The following is a 23,185-nucleotide window of genomic DNA, read 5'->3' on the forward strand; positions in this document are numbered from 1 at the left end:
TGTTGTGGCTGCCCGGGCTGCTGGTTCGGTGGGCCGGGCTGGCGCTGGCCGCCGGGCGGCTGCTGCCAGGGCTGGTCGCCGGACGGTCCGAGGGTGTCGTTCATGGCAGGTCCCGAGTCGCTTTCCTGGGGTCAGTGGGCGTTGTGAACCTAACCAGCCCCGGCCGGCGTCAAACATCACGACGGGTGGGCCCGGAGTGGCAACTGATTGGGCCGGTGCACCTCCGTGGCGGTATCCTGCTGGCACAGACGTCTGAGCCGTCATCAACGGTGAGTCTCCGGAAGAACGGGTCGGCAACGGCCTCACTAGAACCGGACGGATGGGTCCGTCACTGCCCGAAGATGAAGCGGCTTCCCGCCCCGGCGGGAGGCAAGCGAGGTGGTACCGCGGTCACCCCGACCTGCAGATGAGGCGGGGGAGTCGTCCTCGTGGCAACAGCCCCGAGTTGTACGACGTACCCGCAGGAGAGCAGATGACGTATCCCAAGGCCTCGACGCAGCAGACGCAGGACGAGACCGCGAGCGTTCCCTCGAGCCCGAGGTTCCCGGCTCTCGAGGAGCGGGTGCTCGACTACTGGAAGCAGGACGAGACCTTCGCGGCCAGCGTCGAGCAGCGTCAGGCAGGGGAGAACGGCGAGAACGAGTTCGTCTTCTATGACGGCCCGCCCTTCGCGAACGGGCTCCCGCACTACGGCCACCTGCTCACCGGGTACGTCAAGGACGTCGTGCCGCGCTACCAGACGATGCGTGGCAGGCGCGTCGAGCGTCGCTTCGGGTGGGACACCCACGGGCTGCCCGCCGAGCTCGAGGCGATGCGGCAGCTCGGCCTCAAGACGACCGACGAGATCCACGAGATGGGCATCGAGAAGTTCAACGACGCCGCCCGGGCCTCGGTGCTGAAGTACACCGACGAATGGCAGGAGTACGTCACCCGCCAGGCCCGCTGGGTCGACTTCGACAACGACTACAAGACGCTCAACCCCGACTACATGGAGAGCGTCATCTGGGCGTTCAAGTCGCTCTTCGACAAGGGCTACGTCTATGAGGGCTTCCGGGTGCTGCCCTACTGCTGGAACGACGAGACGCCACTGTCGAACCACGAGCTGCGCATGGACGACGACGTCTACAAGAATCGCCAGGACCCCGCGGTCACCGTCGGCTTCGTGATGGAGGCGACCGGAGCGGACCCGGTGCTCGACGGCGCCCACGTGCTGATCTGGACCACCACGCCGTGGACGTTGCCCTCCAACCTCGCGGTCATGGTGGGCTCCGACATCGACTACGTCGTGGTCGAGGCCGGCGTACCGGGCACGGACACCACCGCCCGCTACCTGCTGGCCGAGGCCCGGCTGCCGTCGTACGCCCGCGAGCTGGGGGTCTCGACAGGCTCGACCACCGGTGAGCCGGAGTTCACGGTCGTGGGCCGCTACCGCGGCGCCGACCTGGTCGGGCGCAGCTATGCGCCGCCGTTCTCCTACTACGCCGGCCACGAGAATGCGTTCCGCATCGTTGCCGCCGACGACGCGGTGACCACCACCGACGGCACCGGGTTGGTGCACAGTGCCGGCGCCTTCGGTGAGGTCGACAAGGAGGTCACCGACCGCGAGGGCATCGAACCGGTCATGCCGGTCGGCAAGGACGGTCGATTCACGCACCCGGTCGACGAGTACGCCGGGATGCTGGTCTTCGACGCGAACCTGCACATCATGGACCACCTCAAGGCTGCCACCCGGGGGGCAGACGAGGTCGGATCCGTCACTCCCGGCACCGTCTTGCTGCGTCGCGAGTCCTACGAGCACTCCTACCCGCACTGCTGGCGCTGCCGCGAGCCCCTGATCTACAAGGGCGTCTCGTCGTGGTTCGTCGAGGTGACCGCGTTCAAGGACCGGATGCTCGAGCTCAACGAGCAGATCCGTTGGGTGCCCGACCACATCCAGCAGGGCCAGTTCGGCAAGTGGCTGGCCAACGCCCGCGACTGGTCGATCACCCGCAACCGGTTCTGGGGCTCCCCGGTGCCCGTGTGGAAGAGCGACGACGAGGCCTACCCGCGCATCGACGTCTACGGCTCGTTCGCCGAGATAGAACGCGACTTCGGGCGGGTGCCGCTCAACGCCGACGGCGAGCCCGACCTGCACCGTCCCTATGTCGACGACCTGACTCGTCCCAACCCCGACGACCCGACCGGCCAGTCCACGATGCGCCGGGTCGAGGACGTGCTCGACGTGTGGTTCGACTCCGGCTCGATGTCGTATGCCCAGGTGCACTACCCGTTCGAGAACGAGGAGTGGTTCGAGCACCACTTCCCGGCCGACTTCATCGTCGAGTACATCGGGCAGACCCGCGGCTGGTTCTACATGCTGCACATCCTGGCCAGCGCCATCTTCGAGAAGCCCGCCTTCAGCTCGGTGATCTGCCACGGCATCGTGCTCGGCTCCGACGGTCAGAAGATGAGCAAGTCGCTGCGCAACTACCCCGACGTGCGCGAGGTCTTCGACAGTGCGGGCGCCGACGCGATGCGCTGGTTCCTGATGGCCTCGCCGATCCTTCGTGGCGGCAACCTGATCGTCACGGACCAGGGCATCCGCGACACCGTCCGCCAGGTGCTGATGCCCCTGTGGAACAGCTGGTACTTCTTCAGCCTCTACGCGAACGCCGCGAACGCGGGCGAGGGGTACGACGCGCAGTGGCGGACGACGTCGCAGGATCCCCTCGACCGCTACCTGCTGGCCAAGCTGCGCCAGCACGTCGAGACGGTGACGGGCCAGATGGACGCCTACGACATCGCCGGTGCCTGCGAGTCCACGCGGTCGTTCCTGGACGTGCTGACCAACTGGTACATCCGCCGCTCCCGCGAGCGTTTCTGGGAGACGGACTCCCCGGCGGTCGGGGAGTCGAGCGGCGTGCCGTCCCGGAGCCACGACGCCTTCGACACGCTCCACACCGTGCTCGAGGTCCTGTGCCGGGTCAGCGCACCGCTGCTTCCGCTGACCCTGGAGGAGATGTGGCGCGGGCTGACGGGTGGTCGTTCGGTGCACCTCACCGACTGGCCGGCCGCCGATGAGCTGCCCGCGGATGACGAACTGGTTGCCTCCATGGACGTCGTACGTGACGTGTGCTCGGCGACCTCTGCGCTGCGCAAGAGCGCGTCCCTGCGCAACCGGCTGCCGCTGGCCACCCTGACGGTCGTCGTCGACGGCGCCGACGCGCTGGCCGGCTTCGTGTCGATCGTCTCCGACGAGGTCAACGTCAAGCAGGTCCGCCTGCTCGACCTGGCCGACCCCGAGGCCGCGTCGTACGGCGTCTCGCAGAAGCTGACCGTCAACGCTCGTGCGGCCGGCCCGCGGTTGGGCAAGGACGTGCAGCTGGCGATCAAGGGCTCGAAGTCGGGCGACTGGTCGGTCGCCGATGACGGGGCCGTGACGTCGGGCGGCCTGGCCCTGGTCGAGGGAGAGTTCACCCTGGAGACCGTGGCCGCATCGGGTGACGACTCGGCGACCGGAATGCTCCCGCACGGTGGGTTCGTCGTGCTCGACACCGTCGTGAGCCCGGAACTGGCCGCGGAGGGGCTTGCCCGTGACCTCGTGCGAGCGGTCCAGCAGGCCCGCCGCGACGCCGGCCTCGACGTCTCCGACCGGATCACGCTGACCATCGGTGGTGACGACGCCGTCCTGGCGGCTGCCCGGACCCATGAGGCCCTGATCGCCGGCGAGACCCTGGCCACCACGGTCGTCTTCGCGGACTCGACGGAGAGTGCCGGGGCTGCGGTCGAGGTGGGCGACGGCGCCAAGGCCCGGGTGAACGTGACCCCCGCCTGACCCACCTCCCCGCCGCCGCGTGCAGAAGGCCACGTCCACGACTGTGTGCACCCGGCGGGCGGGGTGCACGCACTCAGCACGGGCGCACCCGTGCCGTCTCACCCGACGGCAGCCTGGGGCGGAGCCTGCCCGGCGCTCGCGTCGGCGCGCGCCCACGTGTGGGCGGCGAGCAGGAGCAGTCCGGTGCCGAGCACCATGCCGTGGGCGATGCGGAACTCGGCGCCCAGGAAGAACTGCGGCAGGTACGTGGCCAGGCCGAGTCCGGAGGCAAGTCCACCGGTGCGACCCGACGCGCCCGTGTTCCACATGCCGTGTGCCAGTCGGCCACCGACCAGGACCAGGGCGAGCAGTCCCAGGGCGAACGTCGTCATCGGCAACGGTGCGTAGCGAAAGGCGTCGGCGACGTCGATGACCCGGGCGTCGTGATGCGTGACGGCATAGTCGCCCAGCGCGTGCAGCCCGTAGGCCTCGGCTCCGTAGTAGGGGAGCAGCATCGCCACGGCGAACCACATGCGGCTCTCGGCCTCGCGGGTCGGTCGGCCGGTCCAGCGCCAGGGTGTGGTCAACGTCGCGCTGCGCAGCGCGAACGCCAGGGCCACGAATCCGAGCATGCCCAGCGCGTGCGCGATCGGCCAGGCGGCCGAACCGAACGTGGTGGCGCCCGATGAGCCGGATTCGTCTCCCCAGGGGCGCAGGGCCGGGTAGGCCATGAAGGCGAGGCCCGAGATCGCCAGGCCGATGGTGGTGCCGAGGTGCTTGGTCATGGTCTCCCCAAAATGTGAGCAGTGCTCTCTGTTGTGAAGACCATAAGCCCGAGGCGGTGCTGAAAACAAGAGCGGTGCTCACAAAAGTGACACATGCTCCTGTTGCTGTGGCAGGATGCGAGGCATGGCCAAGGGACCCACTCCGCGAGAGGTCGCCCGGACGGAGAACATCGCCCGGATCAAGCGGCTCGCTCTCTCGCAGCTGTCGAGCACAAGTGCGGGCGAGCTGTCACTGCGCGCGATCGCCCGTGAGCTCAACATCGTCTCCAGTGCGATCTACCGCTACTACTCCAGTCGCGACGAGCTCATCACAGCGCTCATCGTCGATGCCTACGACGACCTCGGGCGAGCGCTGGAAGAGGCCGGTGCCGCCGACCGCAGGGGAGTGCGGCGCCGATGGAGTGACACCTGTCGGGCCATGCGTGAGTGGGCACTGGCCGAGCCGCACCGCTTCGCCCTGGTCTACGGGTCCGCGATTCCCGGCTATCGGGCGCCGCAGGACACCATCGCCCCCGCTGGGCGTGTGGTCGATGCGTTCTTCGGACCCGTCGTCGACGTGCTGCGCTCGAGCCGCGACGAGGTCGGAGTCAACGGTTGGTCGAGGCCCGGTCGTGTGTTGCTCGGTCAGCTCGAAGTGACCGACGAGGCCCTCGGACTCGAGGTGAGCCCGACGGCGGTGCTGGCGCTGCTGGGGGCGTTCGCGCGCGTCATCGGCGCGCTCACCCTCGAGCTCAACGGGCACTTCGTCGGAGGGTTCGAGCCGGCGGATGCGCTGTTCGACGCGTTCGTCGACCACGAGGCGACCCTGCTCGGGCTCTGATTCGCCGGGTGAGCGCGGACCAGCTCAGGGTCAGCGGCTTCGGAGGTCGTGCAGGACCGGCGGTGAGGCGATCGCGAGCAGCAGCACCGCCATCGGCACCACGACCGGGAACCCGAACCGCACGTAGCCCAGGGCGCCCAGCACGCCGCCGAGGAAGAAGAGCAGCACCAACAGGACGAGCAGACCGAGCTTGCGGGCGTCGGCGGTCACCGGTGGCAGGTCGGGGGTGCGCTCGCGATAGGCGAGCTTGCCGAGCTCGATCCCGATGTCGGTGATCATCCCCGTGACGTGCGTGGTGCGAATCTGTGCCCCGGACAGCTTGGTGATGATCGCGTTCTGCAGTCCCATGGTGAAGCCGAGGACTCCGATGAAGACGTACGCGCGATTCGACACGTGCAGACTCTCCGCGAGCAGTCCGAAGGCCAGGATCAGCAACGCCTCGAGCACGAGGACATTCGCATAGCGCCCGTGCAGGCCTCGCCGACGACCCCAGTTGAAGATGATCGCGCAGCTCATCGCCCCGAGCACGAAGGCCGTCAGCGCAACCACGGCCAGCCAGGCGAGACCGGTGAAGCCGAGAACGAGCGAGTCGGCGACCGTGGCGGTCAGTCCGGTCATGTGCGAGGTGTACGCCGAGACGGCGACGAAGCCGACAGAGTTCAGCACTCCGGCGAGCAGCGCCAGCAGGCTGGCGAGCTGCGCGTTGCGAACGTCGGTCCGCTCGGAACCGGTGAGACCGAACATGTCCTGACCCTAGGTGCAGGGACCCGGCACCCGGACACGTGACCCGAGCGGTCCGATGCGGCAGCGGCCCGATGAGAGTGGATGAGAGACCTGAAAGTCCTCTCATCCACGCCTAATGCCCGGCTCATCACCGGCTCCTAGCGTTCCTGTCATGACCTCGACCTACGCCTCCACCGACCACATCGACGTCCACCTGTCCCTCGCCGACGCCGTCGACGCCGACGTCGCCGACGACCACGTCCTGCCGCTCCACCCGACCCGGCTCCAGCGCGCCAAGAAGGCCTACACGACCCGCTTCCTCGCCGAGCGCCTCGAGGAGGACTCCCAGGGCTACTCACTGCGGGTCGACCCCGGCGTGGCGCCCCGCCCGGGAGACGTGGCGCTGGCCCGGGTGGTCGAGCTCGGCAAGCGCAAGCGCCTCGAGACCCCGCACAGCCGCCGGGCGAGCCTGTTCGTGGGTGACGAGATCCTGGTCGCCTACGGCCACCGCTACGCACCCGACCAGTTCGAGGCCGAGGTGCCCGCCGACCTCGGCACGGCCCACCTGATCGCGGCCGGCGGCATCATCGGCCGGGTCACCGCTCAGCACGCCTCGATCGACTTCGCAACGGTCCTCGAGCCGATCGGTCTCCTCGCCGACGGCGACGGCGTGGTGAACCTGAGCCGGGTGGCTCCCCTCTCCGTGGTGGACCCGCCGAGCGCCGACGCGCGCCGAGCCGACTCCGCCGGGCCCACCGTCATCGCGGTGCTCGGCACGTCGATGAACTCCGGGAAGTCGACCACGCTTGCCAACCTCGTCCACGGGCTGACCAAGTCCGGGCTCACCGTCGCCGCCGGAAAGGCCACCGGGACAGGCGCCGGCGGCGACCCGCGCCTGTTCACCGATGCCGGTGCGTCGAAGGTGCTCGACTTCACCGACTTCGGACACCCCTCGACCTTCCGCCTCGCCCACACCACGGTGCGGGCACTGCTCTCCTCGATGGTCGACGAGCTCAACGAGGCCGGGACCGACGTCGTGGTCATCGAGATCGCCGACGGGGTCTACCAGTCCGAGACCTCGCGGCTCCTCCGGGACCCGCTCTTCGACGGACTCGTGGACAAGGTCGTCTTCGCCGCCGCGGACGCGCTCGGGGCGGGAGCCGGCGTCAGGCTCCTCCAAGAGGCCGGCCACGAGGTGATCGCCCTCAGCGGGGTGGTCACCGCGTCGCCGCTGGCCGCCCGCGAGGCAGCCGCCGTGGTCGACGTGCCGGTGGTGGACACCTTCGACCTGGCGCAGGCGGACGTGGCGAACCGCCTGCTCGCATGACCGGGAGCGAGCCGGGGCCAGAAGCAGCAGGGCTGCCCCGGCTGCTGGTCGGCGCCAGGCGCCGCCGCTTCGCGCAGCTGGTGGCCAGCGGGCTCGGCCAGGCCACCCTGGTCGTGCTGACGGCCTTCCTGATGCCGGTCGTGCTCGCTGCACGCGACACCACGTCGCGGATGACGGCGGTCGCCGTACTCGGTGCTGGTGCGCTCGTCCTCGGGATCCTCCGCTACCAGGAACGCGTCCTTGCCGAGCGGCTCGGACAGGACTACGTGCAGGAGATCCGCACCGGCCTGGTCGCCTCGAGCCTGGCCGAGACCGGGCCCAACGTCGGGATCACCGTCGCCCGCACCACCAACGACCTCAACTCCGTGCGCAACTGGATCGCGCTCGGCATCACGCCGCTGGTCGTGGGGGTCCCCGTGATCCTCGGGACAGTGGTGGCCCTGTGGATCCTCCACCCGATGCTCGTGCTCGCCGTCGGCCTCCCCCTGGCGGCACTGGGCATCGTGCTCGCCATGCTGGCCGTGCCGCAGTACGAGCGCTCGCGCGAGCTGCGCCGGCTCCGCGGGGGTCTGGCGGCCCGGGTCAGCGACACCGTGCACGCCTCGGAGTCGATCCGCGCGGGCGGCGGTGCGCGCCGCGAGGTGCGTCGGATCGCGTCACGAGGCCAGCAGGTGGCGGACGCATCCGTGGCGCGCGCCAGGATCGGCGGACTCATCCGCGGCTCGGCGATCACCACCACCGGGCTGGCCTCCGTGGCAGTGGCAGCCGTCGGCGTCTGGGCCGGTCTCCCCGGAGCCACCGTGGCGACCGCGCTGACCGTCGTCGGCGTCCTCACCGGGCCGGTGAACGAGCTCGGCCGCGTGGTCGAGTACCGCCAGTCCTACCGGGCCGCACGCCGGATCATCGGCCCGGCCCTGGTGGTCGCCGCCCGGCCGTCGGGGAGGACGACGTGGCAGCGTGTCAAGTCGGCCGAACCGGGCCTGGTGATCCGTGGCGTCAGTGTCGACGGCACTCCTGTCCCTGACCTCGACGCGCGAGCGGGCGACGTGATCGTGCTGCGCAGCACGCGGGCCGAGCGGACGGCTGCGGTCGCCGGAGCCCTGGCCGGCCTCTCCGACGCGGTGGTCGGCCAGGTCATCCTCGACGGTGTGGAGCTTCTCGACCTCGCGGGTGAGAGACGACGGTCGCTGGTCGGCCACGGAGCCGCCGGCACGCCCTTCGAGCGAGGGTCAGTGGCTCGGCTCGTCCGCTACCAGCGTCCTACGTGCCGGGAGCCGATCGACGCAGTGCTGGCCCGCGTCGGCCTCACCTGTCGCGTCGCCGGTCTCCACCAGGGGGAGCGGACGCAGCTACGCCGCGGGGGGCAGCCGCTCATGGCGCCCGAGCAGGCACAGCTGCGTCTGGCGAGGGCGTTGTACGGCGACCCGCCCCTGGTCGTGCTGGACCACCTCGACGACCAGCTGGGCGCCGGACACCTCCGGCACCTGCGCCGTGCGATCAGGGAGTACGCCGGCATCCTGGTCGTCAGGAGCGACGATCCTGACGCGTTTCTCGAGGACTACCGCGTGTGGCGCCTCGACACGGATGGTCAGGAGGCCCGGGTTGCCAGGTCGAGCTTCGTGGAGAGTCGGTCCAGGTAGGCGACGACCTCGTCCTCCGACGTGTCGGGAACGCCCCAGATCAGCTCGGTGACTCCCGCAGCCGCCCACTCCGCGAGGTCGGCGGGAGTCGGCCTGGCGGCGATCAGCACGTGGATCTCGGGGGTGCCCTCGCGTCCCGCGCCGGCCCAGGCCTCGTGCAGCGCAGACGCCTTCACCCCGATGCCGGTCTCGATCGGCGTGGTCATCCACCCGTCGGCATGGGCAGCGATCCAGGCGAACGTCTTCGGTCCGCCTCCGGCACCGATCAACAGCGGGACGTGTGCCTGCAGGGGCTTCGGCCACGCCCACGACGCGCCGAACTGCACGAACTGGCCGTCGTACGACGCCTCGTCCTCGGTCCACAACGCCCGCATCGCCTCGACGTACTCGCGCAGGACCGTACGTCGTTTCGCGGCCGGCACGTGATGGTCGGTGAGCTCGTCGACGTTCCACCCGAAGCCGGCGCCGAGGGTGACCCGGCCACCTGAGAGGTGATCGAGCGTGGCGATCGTCTTGGCCAGGGTGATCGGGTCCGACTCGACCGGGAGCGCGACGGCGGTGGAGAGCCGGATCCGCGACGTGACCGCAGCAGCCGTCGCCAACGACACCCACGGGTCGAGGGTGCGGGTGTAGCGGTCGTCGGGCAGGGTCTCGTCGCCGGTGCCGGGATGGGCCGCCTCGCGCTTGACCGGGATGTGGGTGTGCTCGGGCACGTAGAACGTGTCGAACCCGCGATCCTCGGCGGCACGTGCGGCAGCGGCCGGGGTGATCCCGCGGTCGCTGGTGAACAGGACGATTCCGTGGCGCATGGAGACAATCTAGAACACGTTCCAGTATTCCGCGCCTCTACGATGGCGGGCATGCCCGAACTCGACCTCGCCGCCGACGCCGTCACCCTCACCGAACAACTGGTCAACATCGAGTCGGTGAGTCACCAGGAGCAGGTGATCGCGGACGCCGTCGAGGCCGCCCTGACCCCCCTGGCGCACCTCGAGGTGACCCGTCACGGCCACACGATCGTGGCCCGTACCAACCTCGGCCGCGACGACCGGGTGGTGATCGCCGGTCACATCGACACCGTGCCGCTCAACGACAACCTGCCGGCCCGTCGCGACGACGAGTTCCTGCACGGACTCGGCTCCTGCGACATGAAGGGCGGCGTCGCGGTCGCCCTCAAGCTGGCCGCCGACCTGACCGAGCCGAACCGCGACATCACCTTCATCTTCTACGACGCCGAAGAGGTCGAGGCCGAGCACAACGGTCTGTTCAAGCTCGGCCGGAGCGCCCCCGAGCTCATGCAGGCCGACTTCGCGATCCTGATGGAGCCGTCCAACGCGGTCGTGGAGGCCGGCTGCCAGGGCACCATGCGGGTCGACGTACGCACGGCCGGCGAGCGCGCGCACAGCGCCCGCAGCTGGATGGGCGTCAACGCGATCCACGCCGCGGCTCCGATCCTGGCCAAGCTCGCCGACTACCAGCCCCGCAAGCCGGTGATCGACGGACTCGAGTACCACGAGGGCCTCAACGCCGTCTTCATCGACGGCGGCGTGGCCGGCAACGTGCTGCCCGACGAGTGCGTGGTGCAGGTCAACTACCGCTTCGCCCCCGACCGCAGCGGTGAGGAGGCCGAGAGGTTCCTGCGGGACTTCTTCGACGGCTACGACGTCACGGTCACCGACCTCGCCCCCGGCGCGCTCCCGGGTCTCTCCGTACCGGCCGCCGCGGCGTTCCTCGAGGCCGTCGGTGGCGAGGCGAACCCGAAGTTCGGCTGGACCGACGTGTCCCGGTTCAGTGAGCTCGGGGTGCCTGCGGTGAACTTCGGGCCGGGTGATCCACTGTTGGCGCACAAGCAGGAAGAGCACGTCCCGTTCGCACACATCGAGCGGTGCGAAGAGCAGCTGCGGATCTGGTTGGGGGAGTCATGACGGAGGGCAAGGGCCGCGACAAGCACCGCGGGCCGGTGGTGATGCGCCGCTCGCAGGTCGACAGCGGTACGACGGACCAACGGCTCCTCGACTCGCGGGGGCCGACCGACTGGGTGCACACCGACCCCTGGCGCGTGATGCGCATCCAGTCCGAGTTCGTCGAGGGATTCGGCGCGCTGGCCGAGCTCGGCCCGGCGATCGGGGTGTTCGGCTCCGCACGGACCAGGGTCGACGAACCGGCGTACGCGCAGGCCGAGGAGCTGGGCCGCAAGCTGGTCCAGGCCGACTTCGCAGTGATCACCGGTGGCGGTCCGGGCGCCATGGAGGCGGCCAACAAGGGAGCCTCCGAAGCCGGCGGGGCCAGCATCGGCCTGGGCATCGAGCTGCCCTTCGAGACCGGTCTCAACCAGTGGGTCGACAAGGGGGTCAACTTCCGTTACTTCTTCGCCCGCAAGACGATGTTCGTCAAGTACGCCCAGGGATTCGTCGTGCTGCCCGGTGGGGTCGGCACCCTCGACGAGCTCTTCGAGGCGGTCACCCTGGTGCAGACCCAGAAGGTCACCTCCTTCCCCGTGGTCCTGGTCGGTGTGGACTACTGGTCGGGGCTGATCGACTGGCTCCGCAACACCGTGATGGCTCAGGGCAAGATCTCCGAGAAGGACCTCGACCTGATGACCGTCACCGACGACCTCGACCTGGCCGTCCATCTCATGGTTGAGGCCCGCGAGGGCCACGGGCCGACGGCTCCGGCCGCCAAGCAGCCGGAGTGACGCGGCGATGACGTGGTTCTTCGCGGTCCTGATCGTGCTCGCGCTCGGTGGCGTCGCAGTGGTGGCCTCCGGCTACGGGCAGGGCATGAAGCCGACGACGCCCGACCGACGCGACGTCATGGTCCCGGCCGGCCGCGACCTGCTCGGCGACGACCTGCGCAGAGTCCGTTTCACCACCGCCCTGCGCGGCTACCGGATGAGTGAGGTCGACGCGCTCGTGGACCGACTGGCGCGACAGCTCGAGGACGCCCGCGACGTTCCGGGCGGCGCGGAGGATGGCGAGAACACCGACGCGTAGGGCACACTCGGCCCGTGCCTCTTCCGTGGATCATCTACATCCTCACCGCCCTGGCGGTCGTCGTCGTGGTGCTCACCCGCGTGCGGCTGGGTGGTGACAAGGCCGGCGCCGGCCGGTTCCAGACCTCGTCGATGCTGCTCAACGTCCACACCGTCGCGGGTCTTGCGGCCACCATGTGCTGGGTCGTCTTTCTGATCACCGGCGTCGGGGAGGGCAACGGCAACTCGCTCATCGGCATCGCCGCGCTGGCACTGTTCTGGCTGACGGCGGTGGCCGGGCTCATGATCCTGGTGCGTTGGATGCCGTCCTCGGGCCGGCACTCCTCGGATGCCGTTCTCGACAGCTGGAGTCAAGGCCCCGGGCTCTCGGTGCTGGCCCACGTCGGTATGGTGATCGGGGTCAGCGTCTTCACGTGGGCCTACCTGCTCTCGAAGATCTGAGCCCCGCCCGCCGCCCGGCACAGGAACAACGTGCCGCAGCCAGGTCGCCGGGCAGACCGCGACCCAGGACGTACGTCGACCCGCGCCGACGTACGACCTGTCAGCGGCCCTCGAAGACCGGCTTCTGCTTGGCCACGAACGCCTCGACGGCGGCGCGGTGGTCGGCGGTGGCCCCGGTGTGCTGCATCATCTGGCTCTCGAAGGCGACCGCGTCCTCGAACGAGGCACCGGCCGAGTTCGTGACCGACCGGCGGATCGAGCCGAACGACTGGGTGGGACCGTCGGCCAACCTGCGGGCCAGGGTGGCCACCTCGGCAGCGAAGTCGTCGCCGGGGACCACCGTGGTGGCCAGGCCGAGATCGGCCGACTGCTCGGCGGAGAGCGTGCTCGGGAAGTAGAGCAGCTCGAGTGCCTTGGCCTGTCCGACCAGGCGCGGCAGGGTCCACGAGGCCCCGGTGTCGCACGAGAGGGCCACGCCGGTGAAGGCCAGGTTGAAGCCGGCGGTGTCGGCCAGGATGCGGAAGTCGCACGCGAACGCGAGGCTGGCGCCGGCGCCGGCGGCAACGCCCTGGACGGCGGCGATGACCGGTTTGTTCATCGTGGCCAGCAGGGTCGCTGTCGGGTTGTAGTGCTTGTCGACCGTGGTGAACAGCGCTTCGGAGTCGCCGGCCTCGAGCAACCGGATGTGCTCCTTGAGGTCCTGTCCGACGCAGAACGCGCGACCCGTGCCGGTGAGGACGACGCAGCGTGCGGCCTCGTCCTCGGCGACCCGGCGTACGGCGTCGAGCAGGGCCTCCTTCGTCGCGATGTCGAGGCTGTTCATCGCCTCGGGTCGGTTGAGGGTGATGGTGGCGATGCCGTCGGTGATGTCGACGAGCACGGACTGGTCGGGCATGGGTTCCCCTTCGTGGTCGGGCGGATCAGGTGGTCAGGCAGCGGTCGACGAAGCGGTCCGCGCCGGGCTTGAGGCGGGCGGCCTCGGCGGTGAAGAACTCCGCGGCCTCGCGTCCGGGCCAATCGGCGGGCAGGAGAGCGTCGGGGAGGCCCGGGTCGCGGAACAGGAAGTTGCGCCACTCGTGGACCAGGTGGAAGCGGTGCGCGAAGTCCGCCTGGTCGCCGTCGTCGATCTCCGTGCGCCAGGGCGCGGTGCGGGCCTGGTCCAGCCAGGCGGCGTACTCCCCACCGAGCTCGGCGAGGTTCCAGCAGCCGGTCGGCCGGTCGGGCGGGTGGAACGCGGTCGCCGCGGCCCGAGCAGCTGTGACGCCCTCGCGGGCCAGCAGCTCATCGAGCTCGGGGTGGGGCCAGGGGCTGAGCCACACCCCGTCGACGAGCTCGGCGTACCCGATCCACTGCAGCGCGTCGCGCACCCGGGTGCGCACCGTGCGGGAGCCGACCGGGTCGAGGACCACCAGGTGCCACGAGCCGTCCCAGTCCCGGTCGAGCGTGCGGTAGATGCGCGCCCGTGCCTCGTCGAGTCGTCGTTCGGCCTGCGTGGTGGCGACATAACCGCGTCCGCCCTCGAGCAGGATCGGGGTCAACCAGCCCTGCTGGACCATGCGCGAGATCGCGGTGCGCACCGCCGGCGCCGCGATGCCGACCGGCTCGAGCATGCGCACCAGGGCGGCCACGGGCGCGCGGTCGCCGCGCGTGCTCAAGTGGTCTCCGTAGACGTCGAAGAGCGCGGAACGGGCGTGCATGGGGATGAGTGTGCCAGCACGGGGACCCCCGGCGTTTCGGGACTGGTGGGGCAATGGGGAATACTGGTTCCTGCGTACAGCGCCACGGGGCGCGGCATAGGCACAGGAAGAGGTGCGCGGATGGCGGCGATGAAGCCGCGGACTGGGGACGGTCCGCTGGAGGTCACCAAGGAAGGACGCGGCATTGTCATGCGCGTTCCGCTCGAAGGCGGTGGCCGTCTCGTTGTCGAACTCAACGCTGAGGAAGCCACGGCCCTCGGCGATGCACTCAAGGGTGTAGTTGGCTGACCCGTGAGCGAGGCGAGAGGCCGGGGCGGCCACAAGCAGACGGACCAGGCTCACGACAGGAGCCGAGCTGCGTGGTCAACGTCTGAGCACGGACGTGGCCGAGCGAGCGCGAGCACCACGGTTCCGGAGCAGGTGACCCCGCCAGAGTTCGTCCTTCGCGAGGACGTTCTCGACGAAGGGTCTCCGTCCATCGTGGCGATCCCGGTCCTCGTCGGTGCGGACGACCGCGGTCCCACGCTGGGCCCGGGAGCCGCCGAGTTCCTGGATGCGGTCGACCTCGACCTCTTCGCGCTCCTCGACCACCACGCCGCGACCGGAGCCGCCGGCGAGATCGTCATGCACCCGCTGCTCGACGACGAACGATTCCCCGCGCTGGCCCTGGTCGGCGTCGGTTCGGGAACGTCGGCCGACCTGCGCGCCGCCGGAGCCGCACTGGGTCGTCGGGTCAAGGACCAGGACCAGGTGGCCACCACCATCGCCTCGGTCGGCGACGACTCGGGCCTGCGGGCCTTCGTGGTCGGGCTGACGCTCGGCTCCTTCGAGTTCCACTGGCGCAGGGGTGGTGCGAAGGCGCACCCGGTACGCCGGGTGGTGCTGGGTGGTTCGCCCGCGTTGCAGCCCGCGCTCGACAAGGCCGTCGCGGTCGCCCTGGCCGGATGGCGGGCCAGGTTCCTGGCCAGCGTCCCGTCGAACGCCAAGAACCCGGCCTGGTTGGTGGAACAGGCCCAGGTGTTCGCCGATGAGGCGGACCTCAAGCTCACCGTGTGGGACGAGAAGCAGCTCGCCGACGAGGGCTTCGGCGGAATCCTTGCCGTCGGTGCGGCCTCGGTGACGCCGCCACGACTGATCCGTCTCGACTACACGCCGCGCCGTTCGGTCCGCAAGGGCTCCGGCCACGTCGTCATCGTCGGCAAGGGCATCACCTTCGACACCGGTGGTCTCTCGATCAAGCCGGGCGAGGCGATGGTCAACATGAAGCGAGACATGACCGGCGGTGCCGTCGTGCTGGCCACCATGGCCGCGCTGGCCGCGCTCGAGTGCCCGATCAAGGTGACCGGCCTGGTGCCGGCGGCCGAGAACGCCATCGGCGGCGACGCCTACCGTCCGGGCGACGTGATCCGTCACTACGGCGGGCGCACCACGGAGGTCACCAACACCGACGCCGAGGGCAGGTTGGTCCTGGCCGACGCGATGGCGTACGCCGCCGCGAAGATCAAGCCCGACGCCCTGGTCGACATCGCCACGCTCACCGGCGCGATGAAGGTCGCCCTCGGCCTGCGCACGGGGGGCTTCTTCGCCAACGACGAGGCGCTTGCCGAGGTCATCGCGAAGGCGGGCTCGGACTCGGGAGAGCGGCTGTGGCGGCTCCCGCTCGCCGAGGAGTACGAAGAGAAGCTCACCTCGAAGGTGGCCGACGGCGACAACGGCGCCGGCAACCCGGGTGCGATCACGGCGGCCCTGTTCCTCCAGCACTTCACCGGCGGGCTGCCCTGGCTGCACCTCGACGTGGCCTCGGTGGGCGATGCCCCGACCGACGACCACGAGTGGACCGCCGGACCCACCGGGTTCGGTGCCCGCACCCTGCTCACCTGGCTGGAGCGCGAGAACCCGCTGGCCGGACTGACCCACGTCGGTTGAGTGCTCAGGTGGCTGCGCGGGCAGCCACCTGAGCACTCAACCGCGGGTCATTCGGGGATCCATTCCTTCTTCGCCGCGAGCAGTCCGTCACCGACCGGCAGGAGCACGGGCAGCAATCCCTCGGCCTCCTGCATGGTGCGGCCGAGCTCGCGGATGGCGACGGTCTCCTCGTCGCGCTGAGCGGGGTCCGCGACCCGGTCGTGCCACAGTGCGTTGTCGAACGCGACCACGCCGCCCGGGCGCAGGAGACGCATGGCCTCCTTGAGATAGTCGGCGTACTCACGCTTGTCGCCGTCGCAGAAGACCAGGTCGTAGTGGCCGTCGGTCAGCCGGGGGAGCACGTCGAGTGCGGAGCCGGGGATGGTGCGCGCCCGTTGCGCGGGGACGCCGGCCTCGGTGAAGGTCTGCTTGGCCAGGCGCTGGTGCTCGGTCTCGACGTCGACGGTCGTCAACACGCCGTCGGGTCGCATGCCGCGCAGCAGCCAGAGGCCGGAGACACCGGTGCCGGTGCCGATCTCGACGACGGCGCGGGCATCGAGCACAGCGGCCAGGAAGCGCAGGGCGGCGCCGACACCGGAGCCGATCGGCACCACGCCGACCTCCTCGGCACGGGCGCGGGCAGCGGCCAGGATCTCGTCCTCGGCGACGAACTCCTCGGCGTAGGTCCAACTCGCGGGCTTGATGGGGGTGGTGATGACAGCCTCCTGAGGTCGTGACGACTCACCGATGCGACGACCCTATAACGGCCGGGTCGACGGGCTCCGGAGCCGGAACGGGAACGGGCCGGCGAGAGGAACGCCCGGCCACGTGAACGGGCCGGGAACAGGAGGGGTGGGGGAATCGTTGGAGGAGGTGAGGAAGCTCCCAGCAACTCCCATGGGAGCGCTCAGGTTCCTCTCAGTCGGGTTCCCTAGCGTGGACGAGGTCAGGTTGAAGCGAGGACGAGGTCAGGAGAGCACCATGTCGGAGAACCACGTGGTCCCCAGCTGGGACGAGATCGTCGCCCAGCACTCCGAGCGCGTCTACCGCCTGGCCTACCGGCTGACCGGCAACCAGGCCGATGCCGAGGACCTCACCCAGGACGTGTTCGTCCGGGTCTTCCGCTCGCTCGCGACGTACAGTCCCGGCACGTTCGAGGGCTGGCTGCACCGCATCACCACCAACCTGTTCCTCGACGGCGCCCGCCGCAAGCAGCGGATCCGCTTCGACGCGCTCTCCGACGAGCGGGCCGCTCGTCTTCGCAGCGACGGTGGCGTCCCGCACGACGAGTACGCCGACCGGCGCTTCGAGGGCGACGTCGAACGCGCCCTGGCCCAGCTGCCCCCGGACTTCCGGGCGGCCGTGGTCCTGTGCGACGTGGAAGGCCTCTCCTACGAGGAGATCGCCGAGATCCTGGACGCGAAGCTCGGCACGGTCCGCTCCCGCATCCACCGCGGCCGCGCCATGCTGCGCGACGCGCTGGCCCACCGGGCGCCGGCACCCGGCCGCCTGCGCTACTCGGGGCCGATGCCGTCGGTGACTCCGCACGGAGCAGCCCAGTGATCGGCCACGTGGGCACCAAGGTGGGTGCTCTCGTCGACGGTCAGCTGACGCCCGCCGAGGCCGACCGGCTGTGGGCGCACGTCCACGGCTGCGCCCTGTGCCGCAGCCATGTCGAGCAGGAGGGGTGGGTGAAGACCCGCCTGGCCGGGCTCAACATGGGCACCAGCCAGCCCGCCGCCCCCAACTACCTGCGCAGCGTCCTCTGCCAGCCCTCCGCGCTGTCGCCGGAGCCGGAGCCGAGCGAGTCGTCCTTCGTGGTCCGCCGCCGCACGATGGCAGTTGCCGTGGTCGGGGCCGGCTCCGTCGGGGCAGTCATGGTCGGAGTCCTGGCCCTGGCCATCCCGGCCCAGGCTCCGTCCGTCGACCGACGCGGTCCCGCCACGTCCTTGACGGGGGTCTCCGGATCCTCGCGACCTGTCGCGCCCGTGGGCGCGACCAGCGCGTCCTCCACGTCCTCACGCACCACCGTGCATGACGGCTCCGTTCCCAGATGGGTGACAATCGCACAGTGAACGACCAGCAGCCACCCAACCCCGACCTCCCCGAGCCCGACGTCGAGCACACGGTGCCGCTCCCGGCCGCGCAGGCCGAGCGCCCGTCGCCGCCCGACGACACGGCACGGTTCGCTCCCCCCGAGGAGCAGCAGGCTGGGCGCGCCTCCGAGTCACCGACCTCATCGGGTGACTGGCCGGCTCCTCCGCATGCGCCCGGCCAGCAGATGCCCGGTCAGCACGCGCCGGGTCAGCAGTCGGCGTACGGCCCGGTCGGTCCGAACCCCGGGGGCCCCCACCCCGGCGCGACCTCGGTCGGTCCCGGTCCGGTCGGCTACCCGGCGCCCCAGCCGCAGCAGTGGAACCAGCGTCCCGCCCAGCCGGCAAGGGCCAAGGTGTCGCGGGGCATCTGGCCGGCCGTGGCGCTCCTGTCGTTGCTGATCGGCCTCGTCGGGGGTGCCCTGGGGGGCGCCGCGATGACGAGCTGGCAGGACGACTCCGACGAGCCCGGACGCACCAGCAACGGTCTCTCCGACGTCGACACCGTCACCACGCCACCGTTGCCGGCCGACAACGGCAGCATCGTGGCCGTGGCCGACAAGCTGCTGCCCAGCACCGTCCAGATCCTCGCCGACTTCAACGGCGAGGAGGGTGGGGCCACGGGCTCTGGATTCTTCCTCGACAAGCAGGGTCATGTGGTGACCAACAACCACGTCGTCGCCGAGGCTGCCGACGGCGGCAAGATCACCGTGGTCGACCACGAGGGCAACCGCTACCCGGCCACCGTCGTCGGTCGCAGCCCGGTCTACGACCTGGCCGTGCTCTACGTGAAGGACGTCAAGAACATCAAACCCGCCGCCCTCGGTGCCTCGAAGTCTCTCCGGGTCGGTGAGAACGTCGTTGCGATCGGCTCGCCGTTGGGCTTGAGCAGCACGGTGACAGCCGGCATCGTCAGTGCGTTGGACCGGCCGGTGACCACCGGTGGGCAGGAAGACTCCCAGTCCTACATCAACGCGGTGCAGACCGACGCCGCGATCAACCCGGGCAACTCCGGGGGTCCGCTGGTCAACCTGGCCGGACAGGTGGTCGGCGTGAACTCGGCGATCGCCACGACCGGTGGGTCCTCGACCGGCCAGGAGTCGGGCAACATCGGGGTTGGTTTCGCCATCCCGATCGAGCAGGTCAAGGTCACCGCCGACCAGATCCTTCGGGACGGCGAGGCGCGCTACCCGGTCATCGGGGCCACGGTGAACAGCGACGGGACCGGCGACGGTGCGCACATCCAGGAAGTCGTCAAGGGCAGCCCCGCCGAGGAGGCCGGGTTGAAGAAGGGCGACGTGGTCAACGCACTCGACGACCGCGTCATCACCGACAGCCCGACCCTGATCGTGGCCATTCGCTCACACCTGCCCGGTGACACGGTCAAGCTCACCGTCGACCGGGGCGGCGACGAGAAGACCGTCAAGATCACCCTCGACTCGAAGGTCGGCTGAGCCGCGCGGCTCAGCCGGCGACGAACGGCTCAGTCGTCGTCGCTGTAGCGGGGGTCGACGTCGGCGGCCTCCATGCCGAGGAGCTCGGCCACCTGCTCGACCAGCACCGTGAAGGCCATCGCCTCCAACTCCTCGCGGCCGTCGCAGCGGTGCTCGATGGGTCGACGGAACAGCACCAGTCGGGTCGGCGTACCACCGGTTCCGCGGATCAGCGTCGAGAGGGGCACGGAGGGCTCCGACCAGTCATCGGGCACGAGTGGAGTGTCCTCCACGGCGAACTCGACCAGACCCAGACGGTCATGCCAACGCTCGTCGATGGCCGCCACGATCCCCAGCACGATCGCGTCGAAGTGCTCGCGTGGTGTCGGCCTGGCCGGGGCGCGCAGACCACCGGGCGTCAGGGGCGGCAGTATCTCCGGCCCACGCATGCCCCGGTCACGTCGGTCCCTTCGTCGCACAGTCACGCCGCGAGCCTAATCGGACACCGGGCAGGGGAGAGGTAGCGTCTGCCCCGTGAATCCAGCCCGTCGTTGTTCGCGTACCGCCTGTGGCCGTCCTGCGGTCAACACGCTGACCTACGTCTACGCAGACTCGACCGCGGTGCTGGGACCGCTGGCGACGTACGCCGAACCCCACGCCTATGACCTGTGCGAGGCACACAGTGAGCGCCTCAGCGCGCCGCGTGGGTGGGAGGTGCTCCGGTTGGCGCCGGACCCGACCACGCTCGAGCCCAGCGGCGACGACCTGCTGGCCCTCGCCGATGCCGTCCGCGAGGCCGCTCGTCCGGCGCCGCGCCTGCCCGCGCCCGCCGGACTCGAGGCCGAGACCGGCCGCGAGACCACGCGACGCGGTCACCTGAGGGTGCTCAGCAGCGACTGAGCAGGCACCGGGCGATAGGCTCGCGCCATGCCTCCTGCCCCTGCACCAGCATCCACGCTGGACCCAGCGAACCTGCACGCCATCTTCAAGGCGTACGACGTCCGCGGCCTCGTCGGTGACCAGATCGACGACGCGCTCGCCCGACGCATCGGTGGGGCATTCGTCGCCGTCACCCAGGTGTCGACCGTGGTCGTCGGCTACGACATGCGCCCCTCGTCGCCCGGGTTGGCCGGAGCCTTCGCCGAGGGCGCCTCGGCCGCCGGTGCCGACGTCGTCGTGATCGGCCTGGCCTCCACCGACCAGCTCTACTTCGCCTCGGGGCACCTCGACCTGGCCGGCGTCATGTTCACCGCCAGCCACAATCCGGCCGCCTACAACGGCATCAAGATGTGCCTGCCCGGCGCCCGGCCGATCGGCGCCGAGACCGGGCTGCTCGATATTCGCGACGCCGTCGCCACCGAGGTCACCGGCGCCCAGACCGGGTCCGTCACGAACAGGGACGTGCTCGCCGAGTATGCCCACCACCTGCTCTCGCTGGCGCCCGTGTCTGGCCGGCGGCTCAAGGTGGTGATCGACGCGGGCAACGGCATGGCCGGCCACACGGCGCCGGCTGTCTTCGACCGGCTGGGCGACCAGGTCGAGGTCGTGCCGATGTTCTTCGAGCTCGACGGCACCTTCCCCAACCACGAGGCCAACCCGATCGAGCCGGCCAACCTGGTCGACCTGCAGAAGCGGGTGCTGGCCGAGAAGGCAGACATCGGTCTGGCCTTCGACGGCGACGCCGACCGCTGCTTCCTCGTCGACGAGCGTGGCGAGCTGGTGTCACCGTCGACCCTGACCGGTCTGATCGCCGCCCGCGAGCTGACCCGCGAGCCCGGTGCCACGATCATCCACAACCTGATCACCTCCCGGTCCGTGCCCGAGATCGTCACCGAGCTCGGCGGCACACCGGTGCGCACCCGTGTCGGCCACTCGTTCATCAAGGCGACGATGGCCGAGACCGATGCCATCTTCGGCGGCGAGCACAGCGGCCACTTCTACTTCCGCGACTTCTGGCGTGCCGACTCCGGCATGCTCGCTGCCCTGCACGCGCTGGCCGCGCTGGCCGAGGGGGAGCAGCCGCTGTCACGGTTGCTGCAGCAGTACGTCCGCTTCGTCGCCTCCGGCGAGATCAACTCGACCGTCGCCGACCAGGCCGCGATCCTGCACGAGCTCGAGGCGTCGTACGCCGGCACGCCGGGTGTGGCCCTCGACCACCTCGACGGGCTCACGGTGGCCCACGACGACTGGTGGTTCAATGTGCGGGCCTCCAACACCGAGCCCCTGCTCCGGCTCAACGCCGAGGGCAAGGACGAGGCGACGATGGTGACCATGCGTGACGCCGTACTCAGTGTGATCAGGAGAGACCAGTGAACATCGACCCCGCCCTGCTCGAGATCATCGTCTGCCCCGACTGCCACGGAACGCTCGCGCCCGTCGCCGAGGAGCTCGTCTGCTCCGGGTGCGGGTTGGCCTACCCGGTCCGCGACGACATCCCGGTGCTGTTGGTCGACGAGGCACGTACGACGGCCTGACTCATGTGGTTCGACGAGTCCCGCCTCGACGACGAGTCCGCGCTTGCCGGCTCGGATCTGCTGCTGCGTTCCCTGGCCGAGTCGGGCGCACGGGTGCGTCGGGCCGCCAGCGACGCCGCCGACGCCATCACTGAGGCCGTGGGCCGCAGCCAGGACTCACGTCCTCGCGCGGTGATCGCGGCTGGTCCCGACTCGCGTCTGCTCCGCGCAGTGCTCGAACCGTGGTGCCCGGTGCCGTTCGTGGCCTGGCCCGGTGCCGCCCTGCCGGGCTGGACCGGGAGCCTCGACCTCGTGGTGATCCTGGCCCCCGAGCGGTCCGACCCGGCCGCTGCATCCGCAGTCGCCGAGGCCGTGCGTCGCGGGTGTCAGGTCGTGGTCGCGTGCCAGGCCGACTCGATGGTGGCCGACCACGCCGCCGGTCGGTGGGCCACCGTGCTGCCCATCCAGTCCGGCGACCAGCTCGCCACGGCCGTGGTGATGCTCGACTACCTGCACCAGATCGGTCTCGGCCCCGCCTCCGACGCCGACGAGGTGGCCGAGGCGCTCGACGCGGTCGCGATCGCGGACTCCCCGCACCGGGACCTGGCGGTCAACCCCGCCAAGGTGCTGGCAATCTCGCTGGCCGACGCCAACCCCTTGGTCTGGGGTGGATCCGTGCTGGCCGCCCGCGCGGCTCGCCGCGTCGCCGAGTCGATCCGTCGGGCATCCGGCCGCAGCGCCCTGGCCGGCGATGCCGAGCACCTGCTCCCCGTGCTCGAGGCGACCCGGGCCCGTGACGTCTTCGACGACCCGTTCGCCGACGACTCCGGAGACCTGCGCACGGTCCTCCTGGTCCTCGACGACGGCGCCGACGACCCGGTCGGTCGAGAGCAGCTCACCCGACTGCGATCGGCGGCCGACAGTCGCGGGGTCCGCGTCGAGACGGTGGAGGTCGGTAACGGCAGCGAGGTGGCCCGCTATGCCTCGCTGATCCTCTCGGGCCGCTACGCCGCGGCCTACCTCCAACTCGGCCTCGTCGACGACTGACGCGATACTCCCTGACGTTTCGCTCCCTCCGTGGGG

General features: G+C 70.3%; 24 protein-coding genes. 17 read left to right on the forward strand and 7 right to left on the reverse strand.

The window, feature by feature from the left end; translation table 11 throughout:
• The first annotated feature begins 472 nt into the window (after positions 1-472).
• Positions 473-3,814 carry an isoleucine--tRNA ligase gene (gene ileS / locus NJ4_RS06350; RefSeq protein ID WP_067431853.1) on the forward strand — a complete coding sequence of 1,114 codons (3,342 nt, stop codon included), beginning with the start codon at positions 473-475 and terminating at the stop codon, positions 3,812-3,814.
• Positions 3,815-3,912: 98 nt separating this feature from the next.
• On the opposite strand, the gene NJ4_RS06355 is transcribed toward ileS, so the two are convergent.
• Positions 3,913-4,578, reverse strand: coding sequence for a hypothetical protein (locus NJ4_RS06355; protein WP_067431856.1), 666 nt, complete (start codon positions 4,576-4,578; stop codon positions 3,913-3,915).
• Between the two features lie 124 nt (positions 4,579-4,702).
• Here NJ4_RS06355 and NJ4_RS06360 point away from each other — a divergent pair, with 124 nt between their 5' ends.
• On the forward strand, positions 4,703-5,398 hold the full coding sequence (locus tag NJ4_RS06360) for a TetR/AcrR family transcriptional regulator (RefSeq protein ID WP_082748239.1): 696 nt from the start codon (positions 4,703-4,705) through the stop codon (positions 5,396-5,398).
• A 30-nt stretch (positions 5,399-5,428) separates the two neighbouring features.
• Here the strand turns inward: NJ4_RS06360 and NJ4_RS06365 are convergent, their stop codons facing one another.
• A complete protein-coding gene (locus NJ4_RS06365; protein ID WP_067431862.1) occupies positions 5,429-6,142 on the reverse strand; it encodes a YoaK family protein in 714 nt (237 codons plus the stop codon).
• 151 nt (positions 6,143-6,293) lie between these two features.
• On the opposite strand from NJ4_RS06365, the gene NJ4_RS06370 reads away from it, so the two are divergent.
• Together NJ4_RS06370 and NJ4_RS06375 are read left to right on the forward strand one after the other, a co-directional pair.
• On the forward strand, positions 6,294-7,448 hold the full coding sequence (locus NJ4_RS06370; RefSeq protein ID WP_217996786.1) for a hypothetical protein: 1,155 nt from the start codon (positions 6,294-6,296) through the stop codon (positions 7,446-7,448).
• Entirely contained in the window at positions 7,445-9,088 is a 1,644-nt protein-coding gene (locus NJ4_RS06375; RefSeq protein WP_067431865.1) for an ABC transporter ATP-binding protein/permease, read from the forward strand. The genes NJ4_RS06370 and NJ4_RS06375 overlap by 4 nt, the downstream gene beginning before the upstream one ends.
• On the opposite strand, the gene NJ4_RS06380 is transcribed toward NJ4_RS06375, so the two are convergent.
• Positions 9,037-9,897 (reverse strand): LLM class F420-dependent oxidoreductase, encoded by an 861-nt coding sequence (locus NJ4_RS06380; protein ID WP_067431867.1) that lies wholly within the window; start codon positions 9,895-9,897, stop codon positions 9,037-9,039. The two genes, NJ4_RS06375 and NJ4_RS06380, sit on opposite strands and share 52 nt — an antisense overlap.
• A 51-nt stretch (positions 9,898-9,948) precedes the next feature.
• On the opposite strand from NJ4_RS06380, the gene dapE reads away from it, so the two are divergent.
• The 4 genes from dapE to NJ4_RS06400 are packed head-to-tail and all read left to right on the forward strand — an operon-like array spanning position 9,949 to position 12,521.
• Positions 9,949-11,013, forward strand: coding sequence for a succinyl-diaminopimelate desuccinylase (gene dapE / locus NJ4_RS06385; protein WP_157550828.1), 1,065 nt, complete (start codon positions 9,949-9,951; stop codon positions 11,011-11,013).
• Entirely contained in the window at positions 11,010-11,783 is a 774-nt protein-coding gene (locus NJ4_RS06390) for an LOG family protein (protein WP_067431872.1), read from the forward strand. The genes dapE and NJ4_RS06390 overlap by 4 nt, the downstream gene beginning before the upstream one ends.
• A 7-nt stretch (positions 11,784-11,790) precedes the next feature.
• On the forward strand, positions 11,791-12,081 hold the full coding sequence (locus NJ4_RS06395) for a DivIVA domain-containing protein (RefSeq protein ID WP_067431875.1): 291 nt from the start codon (positions 11,791-11,793) through the stop codon (positions 12,079-12,081).
• A 14-nt stretch (positions 12,082-12,095) separates the two neighbouring features.
• On the forward strand, positions 12,096-12,521 hold the full coding sequence (locus NJ4_RS06400) for a hypothetical protein (protein ID WP_067431878.1): 426 nt from the start codon (positions 12,096-12,098) through the stop codon (positions 12,519-12,521).
• Positions 12,522-12,621: 100 nt separating this feature from the next.
• Here NJ4_RS06400 and NJ4_RS06405 read toward each other — a convergent pair whose 3' ends face one another.
• Entirely contained in the window at positions 12,622-13,416 is a 795-nt protein-coding gene (locus tag NJ4_RS06405; protein WP_067431881.1) for an enoyl-CoA hydratase-related protein, read from the reverse strand.
• 25 nt (positions 13,417-13,441) lie between these two features.
• Positions 13,442-14,218, reverse strand: coding sequence for a PaaX family transcriptional regulator (locus tag NJ4_RS06410; protein ID WP_067431885.1), 777 nt, complete (start codon positions 14,216-14,218; stop codon positions 13,442-13,444).
• Positions 14,219-14,338: 120 nt separating this feature from the next.
• Between NJ4_RS06410 and NJ4_RS25075 the strand changes: the two genes are divergently transcribed.
• The gene (locus NJ4_RS25075) at positions 14,339-14,506 is read left to right on the forward strand and encodes a DUF3117 domain-containing protein (RefSeq protein ID WP_082748240.1); all 168 of its coding nucleotides are present in this window, start codon (positions 14,339-14,341) and stop codon (positions 14,504-14,506) included.
• A 132-nt stretch (positions 14,507-14,638) separates the two neighbouring features.
• On the forward strand, positions 14,639-16,144 hold the full coding sequence (locus NJ4_RS06415; protein ID WP_067431888.1) for a leucyl aminopeptidase family protein: 1,506 nt from the start codon (positions 14,639-14,641) through the stop codon (positions 16,142-16,144).
• Between the two features lie 47 nt (positions 16,145-16,191).
• On the opposite strand, the gene NJ4_RS06420 is transcribed toward NJ4_RS06415, so the two are convergent.
• Positions 16,192-16,737 (reverse strand): O-methyltransferase, encoded by a 546-nt coding sequence (locus NJ4_RS06420; RefSeq protein WP_456093714.1) that lies wholly within the window; start codon positions 16,735-16,737, stop codon positions 16,192-16,194.
• Between the two features lie 367 nt (positions 16,738-17,104).
• Between NJ4_RS06420 and sigE the strand changes: the two genes are divergently transcribed.
• The 3 genes from sigE to NJ4_RS06435 are packed head-to-tail and all read left to right on the forward strand — an operon-like array spanning position 17,105 to position 19,670.
• Positions 17,105-17,686, forward strand: a complete 582-nt coding sequence (sigE, locus tag NJ4_RS06425; protein ID WP_067431894.1) for an RNA polymerase sigma factor SigE — start codon at positions 17,105-17,107, stop codon at positions 17,684-17,686.
• A complete protein-coding gene (locus NJ4_RS06430; protein ID WP_067431896.1) occupies positions 17,683-18,198 on the forward strand; it encodes an anti-sigma factor in 516 nt (171 codons plus the stop codon). The genes sigE and NJ4_RS06430 overlap by 4 nt, the downstream gene beginning before the upstream one ends.
• A complete protein-coding gene (locus tag NJ4_RS06435; protein ID WP_067431899.1) occupies positions 18,195-19,670 on the forward strand; it encodes a S1C family serine protease in 1,476 nt (491 codons plus the stop codon). Before NJ4_RS06430 ends, NJ4_RS06435 begins: the two co-directional genes overlap by 4 nt.
• A gap of 29 nt (positions 19,671-19,699) precedes the next feature.
• On the opposite strand, the gene NJ4_RS06440 is transcribed toward NJ4_RS06435, so the two are convergent.
• A complete protein-coding gene (locus NJ4_RS06440) occupies positions 19,700-20,134 on the reverse strand; it encodes a metallopeptidase family protein (protein WP_067431902.1) in 435 nt (144 codons plus the stop codon).
• A gap of 49 nt (positions 20,135-20,183) precedes the next feature.
• On the opposite strand from NJ4_RS06440, the gene NJ4_RS06445 reads away from it, so the two are divergent.
• Genes NJ4_RS06445 through NJ4_RS06455 form a run of 4 tightly spaced genes read left to right on the forward strand, consistent with a single transcriptional unit; the run spans position 20,184 to position 23,149 of the window.
• Entirely contained in the window at positions 20,184-20,549 is a 366-nt protein-coding gene (locus NJ4_RS06445; protein ID WP_067431903.1) for a DUF3499 domain-containing protein, read from the forward strand.
• 27 nt (positions 20,550-20,576) lie between these two features.
• Positions 20,577-21,962 carry a phosphomannomutase/phosphoglucomutase gene (locus NJ4_RS06450; RefSeq protein WP_067431905.1) on the forward strand — a complete coding sequence of 462 codons (1,386 nt, stop codon included), beginning with the start codon at positions 20,577-20,579 and terminating at the stop codon, positions 21,960-21,962.
• Positions 21,959-22,123: a Trm112 family protein gene (locus NJ4_RS25080; protein ID WP_082563761.1), complete on the forward strand. Its 165-nt coding sequence runs from the start codon at positions 21,959-21,961 to the stop codon at positions 22,121-22,123. Before NJ4_RS06450 ends, NJ4_RS25080 begins: the two co-directional genes overlap by 4 nt.
• Before the next feature lie 3 nt (positions 22,124-22,126).
• Positions 22,127-23,149 carry an SIS domain-containing protein gene (locus NJ4_RS06455; protein ID WP_067431912.1) on the forward strand — a complete coding sequence of 341 codons (1,023 nt, stop codon included), beginning with the start codon at positions 22,127-22,129 and terminating at the stop codon, positions 23,147-23,149.
• Positions 23,150-23,185 lie beyond the last annotated feature (36 nt).

Source organism: Nocardioides jensenii JCM 1364 = NBRC 14755 (genome assembly GCF_001552535.1).
GTDB classification, from domain to species: Bacteria; Actinomycetota; Actinomycetes; order Propionibacteriales; family Nocardioidaceae; genus Nocardioides; species Nocardioides jensenii.

Coding starts and splice junctions, on each gene's coding strand:
- NJ4_RS06395 (WP_067431875.1), top strand. CDS start 11,791: ATGACGTGGTTCTTCGCGGTCCTGATCGTGCTCGCGCTCGGTGGCGTC.
- NJ4_RS06365 (WP_067431862.1), bottom strand. CDS start 6,142: ATGTTCGGTCTCACCGGTTCCGAGCGGACCGACGTTCGCAACGCGCAG.
- NJ4_RS06410 (WP_067431885.1), bottom strand. CDS start 14,218: ATGCACGCCCGTTCCGCGCTCTTCGACGTCTACGGAGACCACTTGAGC.
- NJ4_RS06375 (WP_067431865.1), top strand. CDS start 7,445: ATGACCGGGAGCGAGCCGGGGCCAGAAGCAGCAGGGCTGCCCCGGCTG.
- NJ4_RS25075 (WP_082748240.1), top strand. CDS start 14,339: ATGGCGGCGATGAAGCCGCGGACTGGGGACGGTCCGCTGGAGGTCACC.
- NJ4_RS06390 (WP_067431872.1), top strand. CDS start 11,010: ATGACGGAGGGCAAGGGCCGCGACAAGCACCGCGGGCCGGTGGTGATG.
- ileS (WP_067431853.1), top strand. CDS start 473: ATGACGTATCCCAAGGCCTCGACGCAGCAGACGCAGGACGAGACCGCG.
- NJ4_RS06450 (WP_067431905.1), top strand. CDS start 20,577: ATGCCTCCTGCCCCTGCACCAGCATCCACGCTGGACCCAGCGAACCTG.
- NJ4_RS06355 (WP_067431856.1), bottom strand. CDS start 4,578: ATGACCAAGCACCTCGGCACCACCATCGGCCTGGCGATCTCGGGCCTC.
- NJ4_RS06370 (WP_217996786.1), top strand. CDS start 6,294: ATGACCTCGACCTACGCCTCCACCGACCACATCGACGTCCACCTGTCC.
- dapE (WP_157550828.1), top strand. CDS start 9,949: ATGCCCGAACTCGACCTCGCCGCCGACGCCGTCACCCTCACCGAACAA.
- NJ4_RS06455 (WP_067431912.1), top strand. CDS start 22,127: ATGTGGTTCGACGAGTCCCGCCTCGACGACGAGTCCGCGCTTGCCGGC.
- NJ4_RS06380 (WP_067431867.1), bottom strand. CDS start 9,897: ATGCGCCACGGAATCGTCCTGTTCACCAGCGACCGCGGGATCACCCCG.
- NJ4_RS06360 (WP_082748239.1), top strand. CDS start 4,703: ATGGCCAAGGGACCCACTCCGCGAGAGGTCGCCCGGACGGAGAACATC.
- NJ4_RS06405 (WP_067431881.1), bottom strand. CDS start 13,416: ATGCCCGACCAGTCCGTGCTCGTCGACATCACCGACGGCATCGCCACC.
- sigE (WP_067431894.1), top strand. CDS start 17,105: ATGTCGGAGAACCACGTGGTCCCCAGCTGGGACGAGATCGTCGCCCAG.